The sequence below is a fragment of the Achromobacter sp. Root83 genome (assembly GCF_001428845.1).
In the GTDB taxonomy this organism is placed as follows: domain Bacteria; phylum Pseudomonadota; class Gammaproteobacteria; order Burkholderiales; family Burkholderiaceae_B; genus Achromobacter.
This window is the reverse complement of the sequence record NZ_LMIU01000023.1, coordinates 196,982-211,072: the sequence shown is the minus strand read 5'-3', so window position 1 is coordinate 211,072 and position 14,091 is coordinate 196,982. Positions and strand designations below refer to the sequence as shown.

Genomic DNA, 14,091 nt, shown 5'->3' with positions numbered 1-14,091 from the left:
GCGCAGGCTGGAGGCGCGCGCCGGACCCGGCCTTTTCACGGGCCGCTTTGCATTCTTCTCGATTTTTGTGCATAATTCGGCCCCTCTACCTGTTCCCCGATAGCTCAGTCGGTAGAGCGACGGACTGTTAATCCGCAGGTCGCTGGTTCGAGCCCAGCTCGGGGAGCCAAGAATTTTGCAGTACCCGCAGTACCCTTAAAAAAGCCCGCAGCGTTTGCTTGCGGGCTTTTTGCATTGGGGCCGAAGCCCGTCATGGCGGTACGCATTGCCTCCTGCCGCGTGGAAAGAGCAAGAATTGATTGGTCAGGCGGCGCCATGGCCGATAGCATCGGGGTGGTTTGTGAACTTTCCCGCATCTTCTCTACCAGGTGAACCGATATGACCCGTACCATTTCCGCCCGCGTTGCCGAACTTGGCCTTGCCCTTGAAGCCGCCGCCGCCCCGGCCGCGAACTACGTCCCCTTCGTCCAGGAAGGCAATCTGCTTTATATCTCGGGCCAGATATCCCGCAAGGGCGGCAAGGCCGCACATCTGGGCCAATTGGGCAACCAGGTGTCCGATGCCGACGGCATCGAGGCGGCGCGATTGTCCGCGCTGGGCATCCTGGCGCAGATCGCCGCCGCCACGGGCGACCGCCTGGACCGCGTGGCGCGCGTCGTGCGGCTGGGCGTGTTCGTGGCCAGCACGCCGGACTTCAACCGCCAGAGCGCGGTCGCCAACGGCGCCTCCGACCTGATGGTCGAAGTCTTCGGCGACGCCGGCCGCCACGCGCGCAGCGCCGTCGGCGTGGCGTCCCTGCCCCAGGGCGTGGCCGTGGAAGTCGAAGCCGTCATTGCGCTCACCCAGGCCTGATCCCAACAGGAACCGCCATGTCCGCCCCCCTGACCCCACGCGCCGTAGCGGCGTTGCGCGATCTGACGCCCGGCACGCGCAGCACCGTGCACTTCAATCACGCCGGCGCCTCGCTGCCTTCCACGGCCACGCTGCAAGCCATCCATGCGCACCTGGCGCGTGAGGCCGCGCAGGGCCCGATGGAGGCGGGCGTGGCATCCCGCGAACTCACCGAAACAGCCCGTACCCTCGCCGCGGAACTGCTCAATGCACAAACCGATGAGATCGCGCTCACCGGCGGCAATTCGCAGGGATGGGGCGCCGCCTTCGCCGCGCTGCCCGCCTGGCGGCCTGGCGACCGCATCCTGGTCGCCCGCCACGAATGGGGCGGCAACCTGGCCGCCATGCGGTTCACTGCGGAACGCGCGGGCGCCACCGTGGAAGCCATCCCGTCGGACGACAGCGGATGCGTGGACGCGGACGCGCTGGAGGCCATGCTGGACGGCAAGGTCCGCCTGATCGCGCTGACCTGGCTGCCCGCCAACGGCGGCCTCATCAACCCCGCCGCCGCCATCGGGCGCGTGGCGCGCAAGCACGGTATTCCGTATTTCGTGGACGCCGCGCAAGCGGTGGGCCAGATCCCGGTGGACGTCGCGCAGATTGGCTGCGACGTGCTGAGCGGCGCCGGCCGCAAGGCCTTGCGCGGCCCGCGCGGGACGGGGCTGCTGTATGTGCGGCGCGGCTTTCTGGACCAGCTCACCCCCGCCTTCGTGGACAGCCATTCCGCGCCGCTGGGCGCGGACGGACGGCCCATGCTGCGCCCGGACGCCGCGCGCCTGGAATCCGCCGAAAACTCGCTGGCGCTGCGCTGCGGCCTGGCCAACGCCTTGCGGGAAGCGCTGGACCTCGGCCTGGACGCCATCCGCGCGAGCATCGACGCCCGCGCCCAGGCGCTGCGCAGCGAACTGGCGGCCATTCCGGGCATCGCCGTGCTGGACCAGGGCCGCGAGCGCTCGGGCCTGGTGGCCTTCAATCTGGCGGACCGGGACGCCGTGGCCGTGCAGCGCGAACTGGCGGCACAGGGCATCGTCATCGGCAGCAACGGCGTGCCCTACACCCCGTTCGACATGGAGGCCCGCGGCCTGACGCGCATTGCACGCGCGTCGGTCAGCTATCTCACCAGCGACGCGGAAGTCGACCGCCTGCTGGAAGGCTTGCGCGGGTTGGCGCGCTAGGTCGGGCCGGACATTCCCGCGCGCCGCGCGAACGGCGACCATTTCGTGAAGACGAGCAGGTTGCCGACCATCACCAGCACCAGGCCCAGCAGCGCGACTGGCGTCCACCGATAGCCCTCGGCCACGGTGGACACGCTGAGCGCCACGACCGGGAAAAGCACGGTGCAATAGGCGGCGCGCGCCGGACCCATGCGGCCGACCAGCGTCAGATAGGCCGTGAAGCCGATCACCGACCCGGGGATGGCCAGATAAAGCAGGGCGCCCACGTACGGCGGCGAGGCGTCGAAATTGAAGGGCAGCCCCGCCACCAAGCAGCCCGCCAGCAGGATCGCCGCCCCGTAGAGCATGCTGTAGGCGTTGCCCGTCAGCGGGCGGATACCGGCGCGCTGCTGCAGCGACGACAGCATGTTGCCCGTGGAAAAGCAGAACGTGCCCAGCAGCGCGAAGCCCAGGCCCAGCAGGGTTTCATGGCTGGCCTGCTGGCTGGCCAGTTCCGGCCAGAACAGCAGCACCAGGCCAGAAAAACCAAACGCGCCCGCCGCCATCACGCGCGGCGCGATGCGCGTGCCGAACCATAGCCGGGCGTTCAGCGCGTTCCACAGCGTCGCGGCGGAAAACACGACCGACACCAGGCCGCTGGGAATCCACTGCGTGGCCGTGTAGAAGCACAGGAAGTTCAAGCAGAACAGGCACAGGCCCTGGCCCACGCACAGCCAGTGCCCGCGCCGGTCCAGCTTCTGCAGCTTGCGCGTCAGCAGCAGGGCCGCGAACAGCACCAGGCCAGCCAGCGCGAAGCGATAGAAGATCGACACGGGTATGGCCACCACGCCGAGCTGCAGCTTGATGGCGATCCAGGTGGTGCCCCAGATGACGACGGTAAGGAAGTAGAGGAATAGATTCACGATGCGCAGGGTAAGAACGGATGCGGCGCTCCGAAGCCTCGCCGGGCAACCAGTGTGCGCCCCGGCGGCGCGCCGGGATTGCCGGTTCTTGCGGTTTTTTGTCCGAAACGGGCGCGTCGCGTGGAAGAGATCGCAGTAGCATCCCAATCCTATGGGCACCATCGCTTCGGCCCCGGCCGATTTTTCCGTCTTTCGCACCCTGTCGCGCTCCACGGCAACGCTGGACCGCGCCGCGCCCCTGGGCGAAGGCATCGCGATCTCGCAATGGACACGCAGCGCCCGCGAAACCGTGGGCTACGACATGCCCGGCCACCACACGCTGTCGCTGTATCTCCACGGCGGGGATAAATCGTTCCGCGTCGGCCATGATCGGCTGCATGGCGGCGCGGGCAAGTTCTGCGTCCTGCCGGCCGAACACCAATCCCGCTGGAGCATGAACGACAACGTGCATTTCCTGCACCTGTACATCGCGCCGGAACGGCTGGCCCGTGAAGCCGTCATGCGGCTCGACTGCGAACCCCGCACGCTGGAACTGCGCGATCGCACCTACATCCAGGACGACTCGCTGATCGACGTCTGCCGGCAGCTCCTGGGCGCCGACTGGAACCAGCCCGCGGACCGCCTGGCGGCCAGCAGCGCGGCCGAGACCGTGCTGCACCATCTGCTGGTGCAGGGCGTGGCGCGCAAACCCCCGCAGCCCGTGCGTGGCGGCCTGGCGCCCGGCGTGCGCCGCCGCGTCATGGACTACGTGGACGCGCACCTGGCCGAAACCCTGACGCTGGATCAGCTCGCCGGCGTGGCGGCGCTGTCCACCTATCATTTCGCCCGCATGTTCCACGCCTCGTTCGGCGAGCCTCCGCACGCGTGGGTGCGCGGACGGCGCCTGGCTCGGGCCAAAACCCTGCTGGCCACGGGCAAGGGCGACCTGGCCGGCATCGCGCAGGCCAGCGGCTTCGGCAACGCCAGCCATCTGGCGCGGGTTTTTCGCGATGCCATCGGCGTCACGCCGGGCCAATACCGCGGCGCGCGCGCCAGGCACTGATTCCCGGCCGCCCTCCGGCCCCGTTTTACGACCTGCCCGGTCTACAATGGCGCATCGCCCTAGCGGCCTCACGCGGCCTGACCTCGCCCATCCCGACGCGATGCCGTCCCCGACCTCCCGCGACTTCGCCCCCCCGGCCGACAGCCCCAGCCAGCGGCCTTTGCGCGCCCACTGGCTGGCCGAACTGGTCCGCCTGCGCGAGGCGCACTGGGGCCCTCTCGAAGACGCGGAAACCGTCCGGCGCGTGCGCCAGATGGACGCGGATCTCCCCACTCGCATCCTGGCCCGCGCCGCGCTGCTGGCGCAGCGCGAAAACCTGTCCCCGCTCGTCGATGCCTGGCGCCGCAGCGCCACGGGCATTCTGATTGCCCTGTTCCTGCTTGCCCTGGCATCGGGCGTGGGCGCGGCCCTGGGTGCGCTGGGCGACGGATCGCGGCCGGTGAACGTGCTGTGGGCGCTGGGCGCGCTGCTGGGCCTGCACGCGCTGACGTTTCTGCTGTGGCTGGCCAGCTTCCTCTTGAGGCCCGCGGCCGTGACCGGCTTGGGGCGCCTGTGGCTCTGGGCCACGCGCAAGCTGGCGCGCGGCCCGGATGGCGCGTTGGTGCCGCAAGCCTTCCTGAATCTGCTGGCGCGCGCGGGCGCCTTGCGCGGCCTGTTCGGCAGTATCAGCCATCTGCTGTGGCTGACGGCCTTGTGCGCCGCGCTGGCGACCCTGCTGGCCGTGCTGTCCACCGCCAGCTACCGCTTCGTCTGGGCCACCACGCTGCTGGCGCCCGACGCTTTCGTCCGGTTCACGCACGCCATCGGCTGGCTGCCCGCCCATCTGGGTTTTCCCATGCCGGACGCCGCCACGGTCCGCGCCAGCGACGGCTCGCAGACCTTGCCGGCCGGCGCGCAAGTGCAGTGGTCGCTGTGGCTGATCGGCACCGTGGTGGTTTACGGCATCCTGCCCCGCCTGGCGGCAGGCGCGCTGTGCATCGCCGCCACGGTGCGCGCATTGCGCGGCCTGCGCATCGATCCCTCGCTGGCAGGCTTTTCGACGCTGCGCGACCGGCTGGAGCCGCCCGCCCTTTCCACTGGCATCGACCGTCTGGTCGATCCCTTGCACGAGCCGCGCCTGCACGCGCCATCGCTGGACGGGTTGGGCGGCCAGCCCCTGCTACTGGGACTGGAACTGCCCGGCGACCTGGCGTGGCCGCCCGCGGACCTGCCCGCCGGCATCCGGCAGGCGGGCAACCTGGACACGCGCGAAGAACGCAACCGCGTGCTGGATGCGCTGGCCCAGGCCGCGGCCTCTCGCCTGCTGATCGCCTGCGATGCGCGCCAGACGCCCGACCGCGGCACGCTGTCCCTGATCGCGGAGTTGTCCGCGCACGCGCGGCAGACCCGCATCTGGCTCATCATGCCGCACGCCGGCGCCGACACCCGCGCGGCACTTTGGCGCGACCGGCTGCTTGCGCTGGGCCTGTCCGCCGATGCCATCATGCAGGCGACCGCCGCCCCGCTGGCTTGGCTGGAGTCCGGACATGGCTGAGCCCATCATCAAGATCGCGCTGGTCGGCCACACCAACACGGGCAAGACGTCGCTGCTGCGCACCCTGACGCGCGACACCACATTCGGCGAAGTGGCCGACCGGCCCGGCACCACGCGCCACGTCGAAGGCGCGCGCCTGCGGCTGGACGGGCGCGCCGTGCTGGAATGGTTCGACACGCCCGGCATGGAAGACAGCATCGCCTTGCTGGAGTATCTGGAGCGTCTGGGCCAACCCGGCGAACGGCTCGACGGCCCCGCGCGCATCCGCCGCTTCCTGGACACGCCGGAAGCGCATGGCCGCTACGAACAGGAAGCCCGCGTCCTGACCAAGATGCTGGACTGCGATGCCGGCCTGTATGTCATCGACGCGCGCGATCCGGTGCTCGGCAAGCATCGCGATGAACTCGCCATCCTGGCCGCTTGCGGGCGCCCATTGCTGCCGGTGCTGAACTTCGTGAATGCGCCCGCGCATCGCGCCGACGAATGGCGCGGCGCGATGGCGCGGCTGGGTCTGCATGCGGTGGTGGAATTCGATACCGTCGCGCCGCCGCTGGACGGAGAACAGCAGCTCTATGCCAAGCTGGGCGTGCTGCTGGACCGCCATGCCGGCGCGCTGGCGCGGCTTTCCGACAGCCTGGCCGCGCAGCGCCGCGAGCGCCGCGCCGCGGCCTACGAGCTGCTGGCGGACCTGCTGATCGACGTGGCCGCGCTGCACGTGTCCAGCCCCAGCGGCGAAGCCGCGCTGGCCGCCGCGTCGAATCAGCTTCGCGAACAGGTGCGCCAGCGCGAACAGACCTGCGTCAATGCGCTGCTCGCGCTCTATAACTTCCGTTCGTCCGATTTCACTGACGACGCGCTGCCGCTACAGGGCGAGCGCTGGGGCATGGACCTGTTCCATCCGCAGGCGCTCAAGGACATGGGCGTGCAGGTCGGCATGGGCGCCGCCGCCGGCGCCATGGCGGGCGCGGCGGTGGACCTGATGAGCGCCGGCCTGAGCCTGGGTACCGGCATGCTGATCGGCGCCGCGGCGGGCGGGCTGTGGCAGGGCGTGGAGAAGCTGGGCAAGCGCGTGGCGGGCAAGCTGCGCGGCTGGCGCGAGATCAGCGTGGACGATGCCGTCCTGCGCCTGCTCGCGCTGCGCCAGCGGCAATTGATCGACGCGCTGGAGCGCCGCGGCCATGCGGCCAAAGCCCCCTTGAAACTCGATCTTCCGGTTGATGAGACCTGGCGCAAGGGACCCTTGCCGGACGCCTTGAAGGAAGCCCGCAGCAGGCCGGAATGGTCCGCCTTGGGCAAGCATTATGAAGACAGCGAGCGCCGCAAGCGCGTCTTGCGCGACTTGGCGAAAACCCTTGCCGCCGCGCCCTTGTCCGCCGCCTGACGCCACTGTCCGCGCGCCTTGCCGAACGCACCATTCGGACCATCCGGCAAGCAAGGACTAACCCCAATCCAAACCGATTGACGCTTAAACGAATGGGTCTATAAGATTCGTTTTGCATCGGCGTGGTTCCGTCCCCGCCATGACAATCACAAGGGGTTGGGTCTATCGTGAAGTCGAAGTCCTGCGCAGTGATTCCCGGCATCGCCAACCTCGGCCTGTGCGCAGTTCGCGCCGCGCGCCGCCCGCCCCTGGTCCGTCCTTCGTCGTAAGCAGCAACGCCATGCCCCGGTTCCAGATGGGGCCGGGGCCCTATCACTTCTGTCGCGCGATCCGCGCACCACACGGAGCATGAGGGCTATGCGTACTTTTCCCCACCTCAAGCAGGCAGCGCTTGCCGCTGCCGTAGCCGCCTCGCTGGCGTTCAGCGCCGGCGCGGCCGCCAAGACCCTGCACTGGTCTTACCAGGGCGACGCCACATCGATGGACCCGATGGCCCTGAACGAAACCTTCACGCTGGGCTTCCAGGGCAACATCTACGAAACGCTGGCCGGCTACGACGGCAACCTGAAGCTCACGCCGCTGCTGGCCGAAAGCTGGGAAAACCCCGAACCCACCAAATGGGTCTTCAAGCTGCGCCGCGATGTGAAGTTCCACGACGGTTCGCCTTTCACGGCCGACGACGTGATCTTCTCCTGGAAGCGCAGCCTGACCCCGGGCTCCGACATGAAGGGCTACGGCGCCAAGGCTTCCGACATCAAGAAGGTGGACGACTACACCATCGAGGTCACCACGCCCACGCCCAATCCCATCCTGCCGCGCGAATGGGTGTTCCTGTACATCATGAGCAAGACGTGGGCTGAAAAGAACAAGACCACCGAAGCCACCAACGTCAAGGGCGACAACCAGGGCAACTACGCCAACCTGCACGCCAACGGCACCGGCCCGTTCATGCTGACCGAACGCCAGCCCGACGTGAAGACGGTGCTCAAGCGCTACGGCGGCTACTGGAACAAGAACGTCAAGACCAACATCGACGAGGTCATCTTCCAGCCGATCACGCAGGAAGCCACGCGCGTCGCCGCGCTGATCTCCGGCGAGATGGACGTCGTGCAGCCCGTTCCGGTACAGGACTGGAAACGCCTTGAAGACGCCAAGGGCGTGAAGCCGCTGACCGCGCCCGAGGCCCGCGCCATCTTCATCGGCATGGACCAGGACCGCGACGAACTCCTGTTCTCGGACGTGAAGGGCAAGAACCCCTTCAAGGATCCCAAGGTGCGCGAAGCCGTCGTGCTGGCCGTGGACACCAAGGCCATCAACGAAAAGATCATGCGCGGCGCGGCCAAGCCGCTGGGCTCGCTCATCGCCACCGCCATCAACGGCTACGACGAATCCTTCGGCGCGCCCTACAAGCCCGATCCGGAACGCGCCAAGAAGCTCCTGGCTGAAGCCGGCTATCCGAAGGGCTTCACGGTCACCATGGACTGCCCGAACGACCGCTACGTCAACGACGAAAAGATCTGCCAGGCAGTCGCCGGCATGCTGGCGCGAGTAGGCATCAAGATCAATCTGCTGGCGCAGACCAAGTCCAAGTACTTCGGCAAGATCCTGCTGCAGGCCGGCAACCAGACCAGCATGTACATGCTGGGCTGGACGCCCAGCTCCACCGACGCGCACAACACGCTGCTGAACCTGACCTCGTGCCGCGACGCCAAGACGGCCGCGGGCCAGTTCAACCTGGGCGGCTACTGCAACAAGAAGGTGGACGATCTGACCAACAAGATCGGCGTCGAAACCGACCAGGCCAAGCGCAACGCGATGATCAAGGAAGCCTTCGGCATCGTGCGCAGCGACTTCGGCTACCTTCCGCTGCACCAGCAACCCATGTCCTGGGGCGTCAAGGAAAACGTCAAGGTCACCCAGCGCGCCGACGACGTGCTCGACCTGCGCGACGTCGTCCTGCCGTAAGCGGCCCCGTAGCAAACCCCGGACGGCGCGCGCCGTCCGGGTGCGCCCGGCCCAGCCCCGATTCCCGCCCCGCGCGGTGAACGCGGCCCGGCGCCATCCGACCAAAAGGGCTTCCGATAATGCTTTCCTTTATTGCGCAGCGGCTTATCCAGTCGGTGCTGGTGATGTTGACGGTGGCGCTGATCGCGTTCTCCATGTTCCGCTATGTGGGCGACCCGGTCGCCAGCATGGTCGGCCAGGACACCACGCCCGAGCAGCGCGCCCAATTGCGCGAACAGCTTGGCCTGGACGATCCATTCGTCGTGCAATACGCGCACTTCGTCGCCAACGCCGTGCGCGGCGACTTCGGCATGTCGTACCGCCATCGCAGGCCGGTCAGCGACCTGCTGGAAGAACGCATGCCCGCCACCCTGGAACTGTCCTTCGTGTCCGCCGTCATGGCACTGGCGCTGGGCATCCCGATGGGCATCTATACCGCGCTCAAGCGCCATGGCGTTCTGTCCAAGGCATTCATGGCGATCTCGCTCGCGGGGATTTCCCTGCCCACGTTCCTGATCGGCATCCTGCTCATCCTGTTCTTCGGGGTGCAGTTGCGATGGCTGCCCAGCTTCGGACGCGGCGACGTGGTCAGCCTGGGATGGTGGACCACGGGCTTCCTGACCAAGTCGGGATGGCTGGCGCTCATCATGCCCGCCATCACGCTGGCGCTCTTCCAGATGACCCTGATCATGCGCCTGGTGCGCGCCGAGATGCTGGAGGTGCTGCGCGCCGACTTCATCAAGTTCGCGCGCGCCCGCGGCCTGCCGGAACGGCTCATCAACTTCCGCCATGCCTTGAAGAACACCATGGTTCCCGTCATCACCATCACAGGGTTGCAGCTCGGGTCCATCATCGCCTTCGCCATCATCACCGAGACGGTGTTCCAGTGGCCGGGCATGGGCCTCTTGTTCATCCAGGCCATCAGCATGGTGGACATTCCCGTCATGGCGGCCTACCTGGTGCTGATCGCCTTCATGTTCGTGGTCATCAACCTGGTCGTCGACCTGCTGTACTTCGCCGTGGACCCGCGTCTGCGCGTGCAGAGCAAATGAACAAAAGCCCCCACGCCACGCCTTCGGCTTGCTGCCCCCCGAGGGGGCGCTTTTTACCTTGGGACGGCCCGGCGGTAAAAAAGAGCCCCCACGCCGCGCCTTCGGCTTGCTGCCCCCCGAGGGGGCGCCTTTTACCTTGGGACGGCCCGGCGGTAAAAAAGGAATTCGCATGATTGCTCGCATCGCTCCCTTCTTTTCACGCGCGGCCGACAGCGACCTGTGGCACAGCTTCAAGCGGTCTCCCGGCGCCATCGTCGCCGCGATCGTCACGCTGGTCATCCTGCTTGGCGCGCTGTTCGCGCCGCTGGTCGCACCGCACAATCCCTTCGATCTGGCGTCCCTGAGCATCATGGACGCCAATACGCCGCCTGCCTGGGAAGAGGGCGGCAGCCCGGACTTCCTGCTGGGCACGGACGACCAGGGCCGCGACATCCTGTCGGCGGTCATGTATGGCTCGCGCGTGTCCTTGCTGGTCGGCTTCGCCTCGGTGCTGTTCTCGATGGTACTGGGCGTGACGCTCGGCCTGATCAGCGGTTACGCCGGCGGGCGCATCGACAGCTTCATCATGCGCATCGCCGACGTGCAGCTTTCCTTTCCCGCCATCCTGGTGGCGCTGCTGATCGACGGCGTCGCGCGCGGCCTGCTGCCGCGCGACATGCACGATCAGCTTGCGCTGTATGTGCTGATATTCGCCATCGGCATCTCGGGCTGGGTGCAATATGCGCGCACCGTCCGCGGCTCGACGCTGGTGGAGCGCAACAAGGAATACGTCCAGGCCGCGCGGCTGATCGGCATCGGCCCCATCACCATCCTGCGCCGCCACATCCTGCCCAACGTCATGGGTCCGGTGCTCGTCATCGCCACCATCCACCTGGCGATCGCCATCATCACCGAGGCCACGCTGTCCTTCCTGGGCGTGGGCGTGCCGCCCACCGCGCCATCGCTGGGCACGCTGATCCGCATCGGCAACAGCTACCTGTTTTCTGGCATGTGGTGGATCTCCATCTTCCCCGGCATTGCGCTGGTGGCGCTGGTGCTATCGGTCAACCTGCTGGGCGACTGGCTGCGCGACGCGCTCAACCCCAAGCTGCGCTGAGGACGTCATGGCTCTGTTGAACATAGAAGACATCCGCATCGAATTCCCCAGCCGCCGCGGCACGCTGGTGGCGGTGGACGGCGTTTCGCTGTCACTGGAAAAAGGCGAGATCCTGGGCGTGGTCGGCGAGTCCGGCGCGGGCAAGTCCACCATCGGCAACGCGGTCATCGGCTTGCTGGAAGCGCCGGGACGCCTGGCCGGCGGGTCGGTATTGCTGAACGGCGAACGCATCGACACCCTGACGCCGGCGCAGAAACGCAAGGTGCGCGGCCGCCGCATTGGCATGATCTTCCAGGATCCGCTGACCTCGCTGGATCCGCTGCAGACCGTCGAAAGCCAGCTCGTTGAAACCATGCAGGTGCACCTGAACCTGTCGCACGAAACGGCCAAGAAGCGCGCGGTGCAGTTGCTGGTGCAGGTCGGCATCGACCAGCCCGAACTGCGCGTCAAGCAGTACCCGCATCAGTTCTCGGGTGGCATGCGGCAACGCGTGGTGATCGCGCTGGCGCTGTGCTGCGAGCCCGAAGTCATCATCGCGGACGAGCCCACCACCGCGCTGGACGTTTCCATCCAGGCGCAGATCCTGGATCTGCTCAAGAAGCTCTGCCGCGAAGAACAGGTGGGCATGATCATCATCACGCACGACATGGGCGTGATCGCGGACGTGACGGACCGCGTGGCCGTGCTGTACCACGGCAAGCTGGTGGAACAGGGCCGCACCGCCAAGATACTGGGCGATCCCGACCATCCCTACACCCGCAGCCTGATCTCGGCCGTGCCGCGTCCCGACATCAAGCTCAAGCGCTTTCCGCTGGTGACCTACATCGAAGACGTGAAGACGCCGTCGCAGCCGCTGGACCTGGCCACGCACTGGCTGGGCCAGCGCCGCGACTTCGGCAAGCGCACGGACGGCCCGCTGGTGCAGGTCCGCGACCTGAGCATGCGCTTTGTCTTGAAGAGCGCCCTTTTCAAGCGCAACCAGCGCACGCTCGACGCCGTCAAGCGCGTCAACCTTTCCATCGGAGAAGGCGAGGTCTTCGGCCTGGTGGGCGAATCCGGCTCGGGCAAGTCCACCGTGGCGCGCCTGATCTCCGGGCTGTACACGCCCAGCGAAGGCTCGGTCAATTTCGGCGGCACCGACCTCACCGCGCTCAAGGGCGAAAAGCAACTGAACCCATTCCGCCGGCAGATCCAGATGATCTTCCAGGATCCGTTCTCGTCGCTGAATCCGCGCATGCGGGTGCTGGACATCGTGGCCGAGCCCATCCGCTTTCACAAGCTGTCCGCCAACGAAGCGGAAACGCGCCGCATCGTGGCCGACCTGCTCGACGTGGTGGGCCTGGGCGACCGCGCGGCCGAACGCTTCCCGCACGAGTTCTCCGGCGGCCAGCGCCAGCGCATCTGTATCGCGCGGGCGCTGGCCACGCGCCCCCGCTTCCTGATCTGCGACGAGCCCACGTCCGCGCTGGACGTGTCCATTCAGGCGCAGATCCTGAACCTGCTGAAGGACCTACAGGAAGAGTTGGGCCTGACCATGCTGTTCATCAGCCACGACCTGCCCGTGATCCGCCAGATGTGCGACCGCGTCGGCGTGATGCGCTACGGCGAACTGCTGGAAGTGGCGGACACGGAAAACCTCTTCGAACACCCGCAGCATCCCTACAGCCAACACCTGCTCGGCCTGATGCCCCGCCTGCAATCCATGTCCCGCGAGGGGCTGGATGTGGTGAGCTGAACCCGGGCGCAACCGGAGCGAGACATGACGGCGCTATCACGACAGACCCTCTTCATCGGCGGCCAGGTATTTGACGGCGAGGGGCGGACGCTGCGCGGCCACGGCGTGCTGGTCGAGGGGCAGCGCGTGGCCCGCGTTGCGCCCGCCGGCGAATTCTCCGGCTTTGCCGGCGCGAAGGTGGACACCACGGGCATGACGCTGATGCCCAGCCTGGCCGACTGTCACGTGCATCTGGTCTACACCGGCGGCGCGGACCCCAACGCGCATCTCAGCAAGCAGGGACCGGCGCAGATCACCTTGACCGCGCTGGAAAACGCCCAGGCCAGCCTGCGCGGCGGCATCACGGCGCTGCGCGACTGCGGCGGCAAGGACTACCTGGAGTTCGGCGTGCGCGACGCGATCGCGCGCGGCGTGTTTGCGGGCCCCGCCATCAAGGCGTCGGGCCGCATCATCTGCATGACGGGCGGCCATGGCAACCGCATCGGCCGCGTGGCCGACGGCTGCGAGGATGTGATCAAGGCCGTGCGCGAACAAGTCCACGCGGGCTGCGACCTGGTGAAGATCATGGCCACGGGCGGCGTCATGACGCCGGGCGTGAGCCCCATGGACGCGCACTACAGCTTCGACGAAATGAAGGCGGGCGTGCACGAGGCCAAGCGCTTCCGAAAAAGCACCGCCAGCCATGCCCAGGGCACGCAGGGCATACTCAACGCCGTGCGCGCCGGCATCGATTCCATCGAGCACGGCATCTTCATGGATGACGACTGCCTGCGCGAGATGCTGGAGGCCCAGACCTACCTGGTGCCCACCATCGCCGCCGTGCGCAACATCATCGCCAACGCCGACAACGGCATCCCGTCGTACGCGGTGGAGAAGGCCCGCGCGGTGGAACAGCGCCACCGCGAATCGTTCCAGATGTACTACAAGGCAGGCGGCCGCATCGCGCTGGGCACCGACGCCGGCACGCCGTTCAATCTGCACGGCGAGAACGCGATGGAACTTGCCTACATGGTGGAATTCGGCATGACGCCCGTGGACGCGCTGATCGCCGGCACCTCGCGCGGCCATGACCTGATGGGCATGGACGAGCACGGCGTCATCGCCGACGGCAAGATGGCGGATCTGCTGCTGGTGCGGGGCGATCCCACCGAAGACATCATGAAGGCGGCCGACAAGCGCTTCCATGTGGCGGTCCTGCGTGGCGGCGAAGTCGCGGCGGGGGCTTTGCCCGCCTGACGAAAAAAAACCGCCGCGCCCTGGGCGCGGCGGCTTCTGCCCT

11 protein-coding genes and 1 tRNA gene are annotated in these 14,091 nt (G+C 67.5%); 11 read left to right on the top strand and 1 reads right to left on the bottom strand.

From position 1 onward, the window contains the following. Positions 1 to 93: 93 nt before the first annotated feature. From ASE30_RS20565 to ASE30_RS20555, 3 genes are all read left to right on the top strand, one after another. Positions 94 to 169 (top strand) — tRNA-Asn (locus ASE30_RS20565). A gap of 209 nt (positions 170 to 378) precedes the next feature. Continuing rightward, positions 379 to 852, top strand: coding sequence for a RidA family protein (locus tag ASE30_RS20560; RefSeq protein ID WP_057286130.1), 474 nt, complete (start codon positions 379 to 381; stop codon positions 850 to 852). Between the two features lie 17 nt (positions 853 to 869). Further along, complete coding sequence (locus tag ASE30_RS20555; RefSeq protein ID WP_057286129.1) at positions 870 to 2,066, top strand: aminotransferase class V-fold PLP-dependent enzyme; 1,197 nt, start codon at positions 870 to 872, stop codon at positions 2,064 to 2,066. Here ASE30_RS20555 and ASE30_RS20550 read toward each other — a convergent pair. Then, complete coding sequence (locus tag ASE30_RS20550) at positions 2,063 to 2,968, bottom strand: DMT family transporter (protein ID WP_057286128.1); 906 nt, start codon at positions 2,966 to 2,968, stop codon at positions 2,063 to 2,065. The two genes, ASE30_RS20555 and ASE30_RS20550, sit on opposite strands and share 4 nt — an antisense overlap. 151 nt (positions 2,969 to 3,119) lie before the next feature. On the opposite strand from ASE30_RS20550, the gene ASE30_RS20545 reads away from it, so the two are divergent. The 8 genes from ASE30_RS20545 to ASE30_RS20510 all read left to right on the top strand — a co-directional run bounded on the left by ASE30_RS20545 (position 3,120) and on the right by ASE30_RS20510 (position 14,048). Further along, positions 3,120 to 4,010 (top strand): helix-turn-helix domain-containing protein, encoded by an 891-nt coding sequence (locus ASE30_RS20545; RefSeq protein WP_057286127.1) that lies wholly within the window; start codon positions 3,120 to 3,122, stop codon positions 4,008 to 4,010. A 100-nt stretch (positions 4,011 to 4,110) separates the two neighbouring features. Then, on the top strand, positions 4,111 to 5,544 hold the full coding sequence (locus tag ASE30_RS20540; protein WP_057286126.1) for a DUF2868 domain-containing protein: 1,434 nt from the start codon (positions 4,111 to 4,113) through the stop codon (positions 5,542 to 5,544). Continuing rightward, positions 5,537 to 6,925, top strand: coding sequence for a GTPase/DUF3482 domain-containing protein (locus tag ASE30_RS20535; protein WP_057286125.1), 1,389 nt, complete (start codon positions 5,537 to 5,539; stop codon positions 6,923 to 6,925). Before ASE30_RS20540 ends, ASE30_RS20535 begins: the two co-directional genes overlap by 8 nt. A gap of 357 nt (positions 6,926 to 7,282) precedes the next feature. Further along, a complete protein-coding gene (locus tag ASE30_RS20530; protein WP_057286124.1) occupies positions 7,283 to 8,890 on the top strand; it encodes an ABC transporter substrate-binding protein in 1,608 nt (535 codons plus the stop codon). A gap of 119 nt (positions 8,891 to 9,009) precedes the next feature. Then, positions 9,010 to 9,981 carry an ABC transporter permease gene (locus tag ASE30_RS20525; RefSeq protein ID WP_057286123.1) on the top strand — a complete coding sequence of 324 codons (972 nt, stop codon included), beginning with the start codon at positions 9,010 to 9,012 and terminating at the stop codon, positions 9,979 to 9,981. Between the two features lie 169 nt (positions 9,982 to 10,150). After that, on the top strand, positions 10,151 to 11,077 hold the full coding sequence (locus tag ASE30_RS20520; RefSeq protein WP_057286122.1) for an ABC transporter permease: 927 nt from the start codon (positions 10,151 to 10,153) through the stop codon (positions 11,075 to 11,077). Between the two features lie 7 nt (positions 11,078 to 11,084). Further along, positions 11,085 to 12,812 (top strand): ABC transporter ATP-binding protein, encoded by a 1,728-nt coding sequence (locus ASE30_RS20515; RefSeq protein WP_057286121.1) that lies wholly within the window; start codon positions 11,085 to 11,087, stop codon positions 12,810 to 12,812. A 24-nt stretch (positions 12,813 to 12,836) separates the two neighbouring features. Beyond that, positions 12,837 to 14,048 carry an amidohydrolase family protein gene (locus ASE30_RS20510; protein ID WP_057286120.1) on the top strand — a complete coding sequence of 404 codons (1,212 nt, stop codon included), beginning with the start codon at positions 12,837 to 12,839 and terminating at the stop codon, positions 14,046 to 14,048. Positions 14,049 to 14,091: the final 43 nt, after the last annotated feature.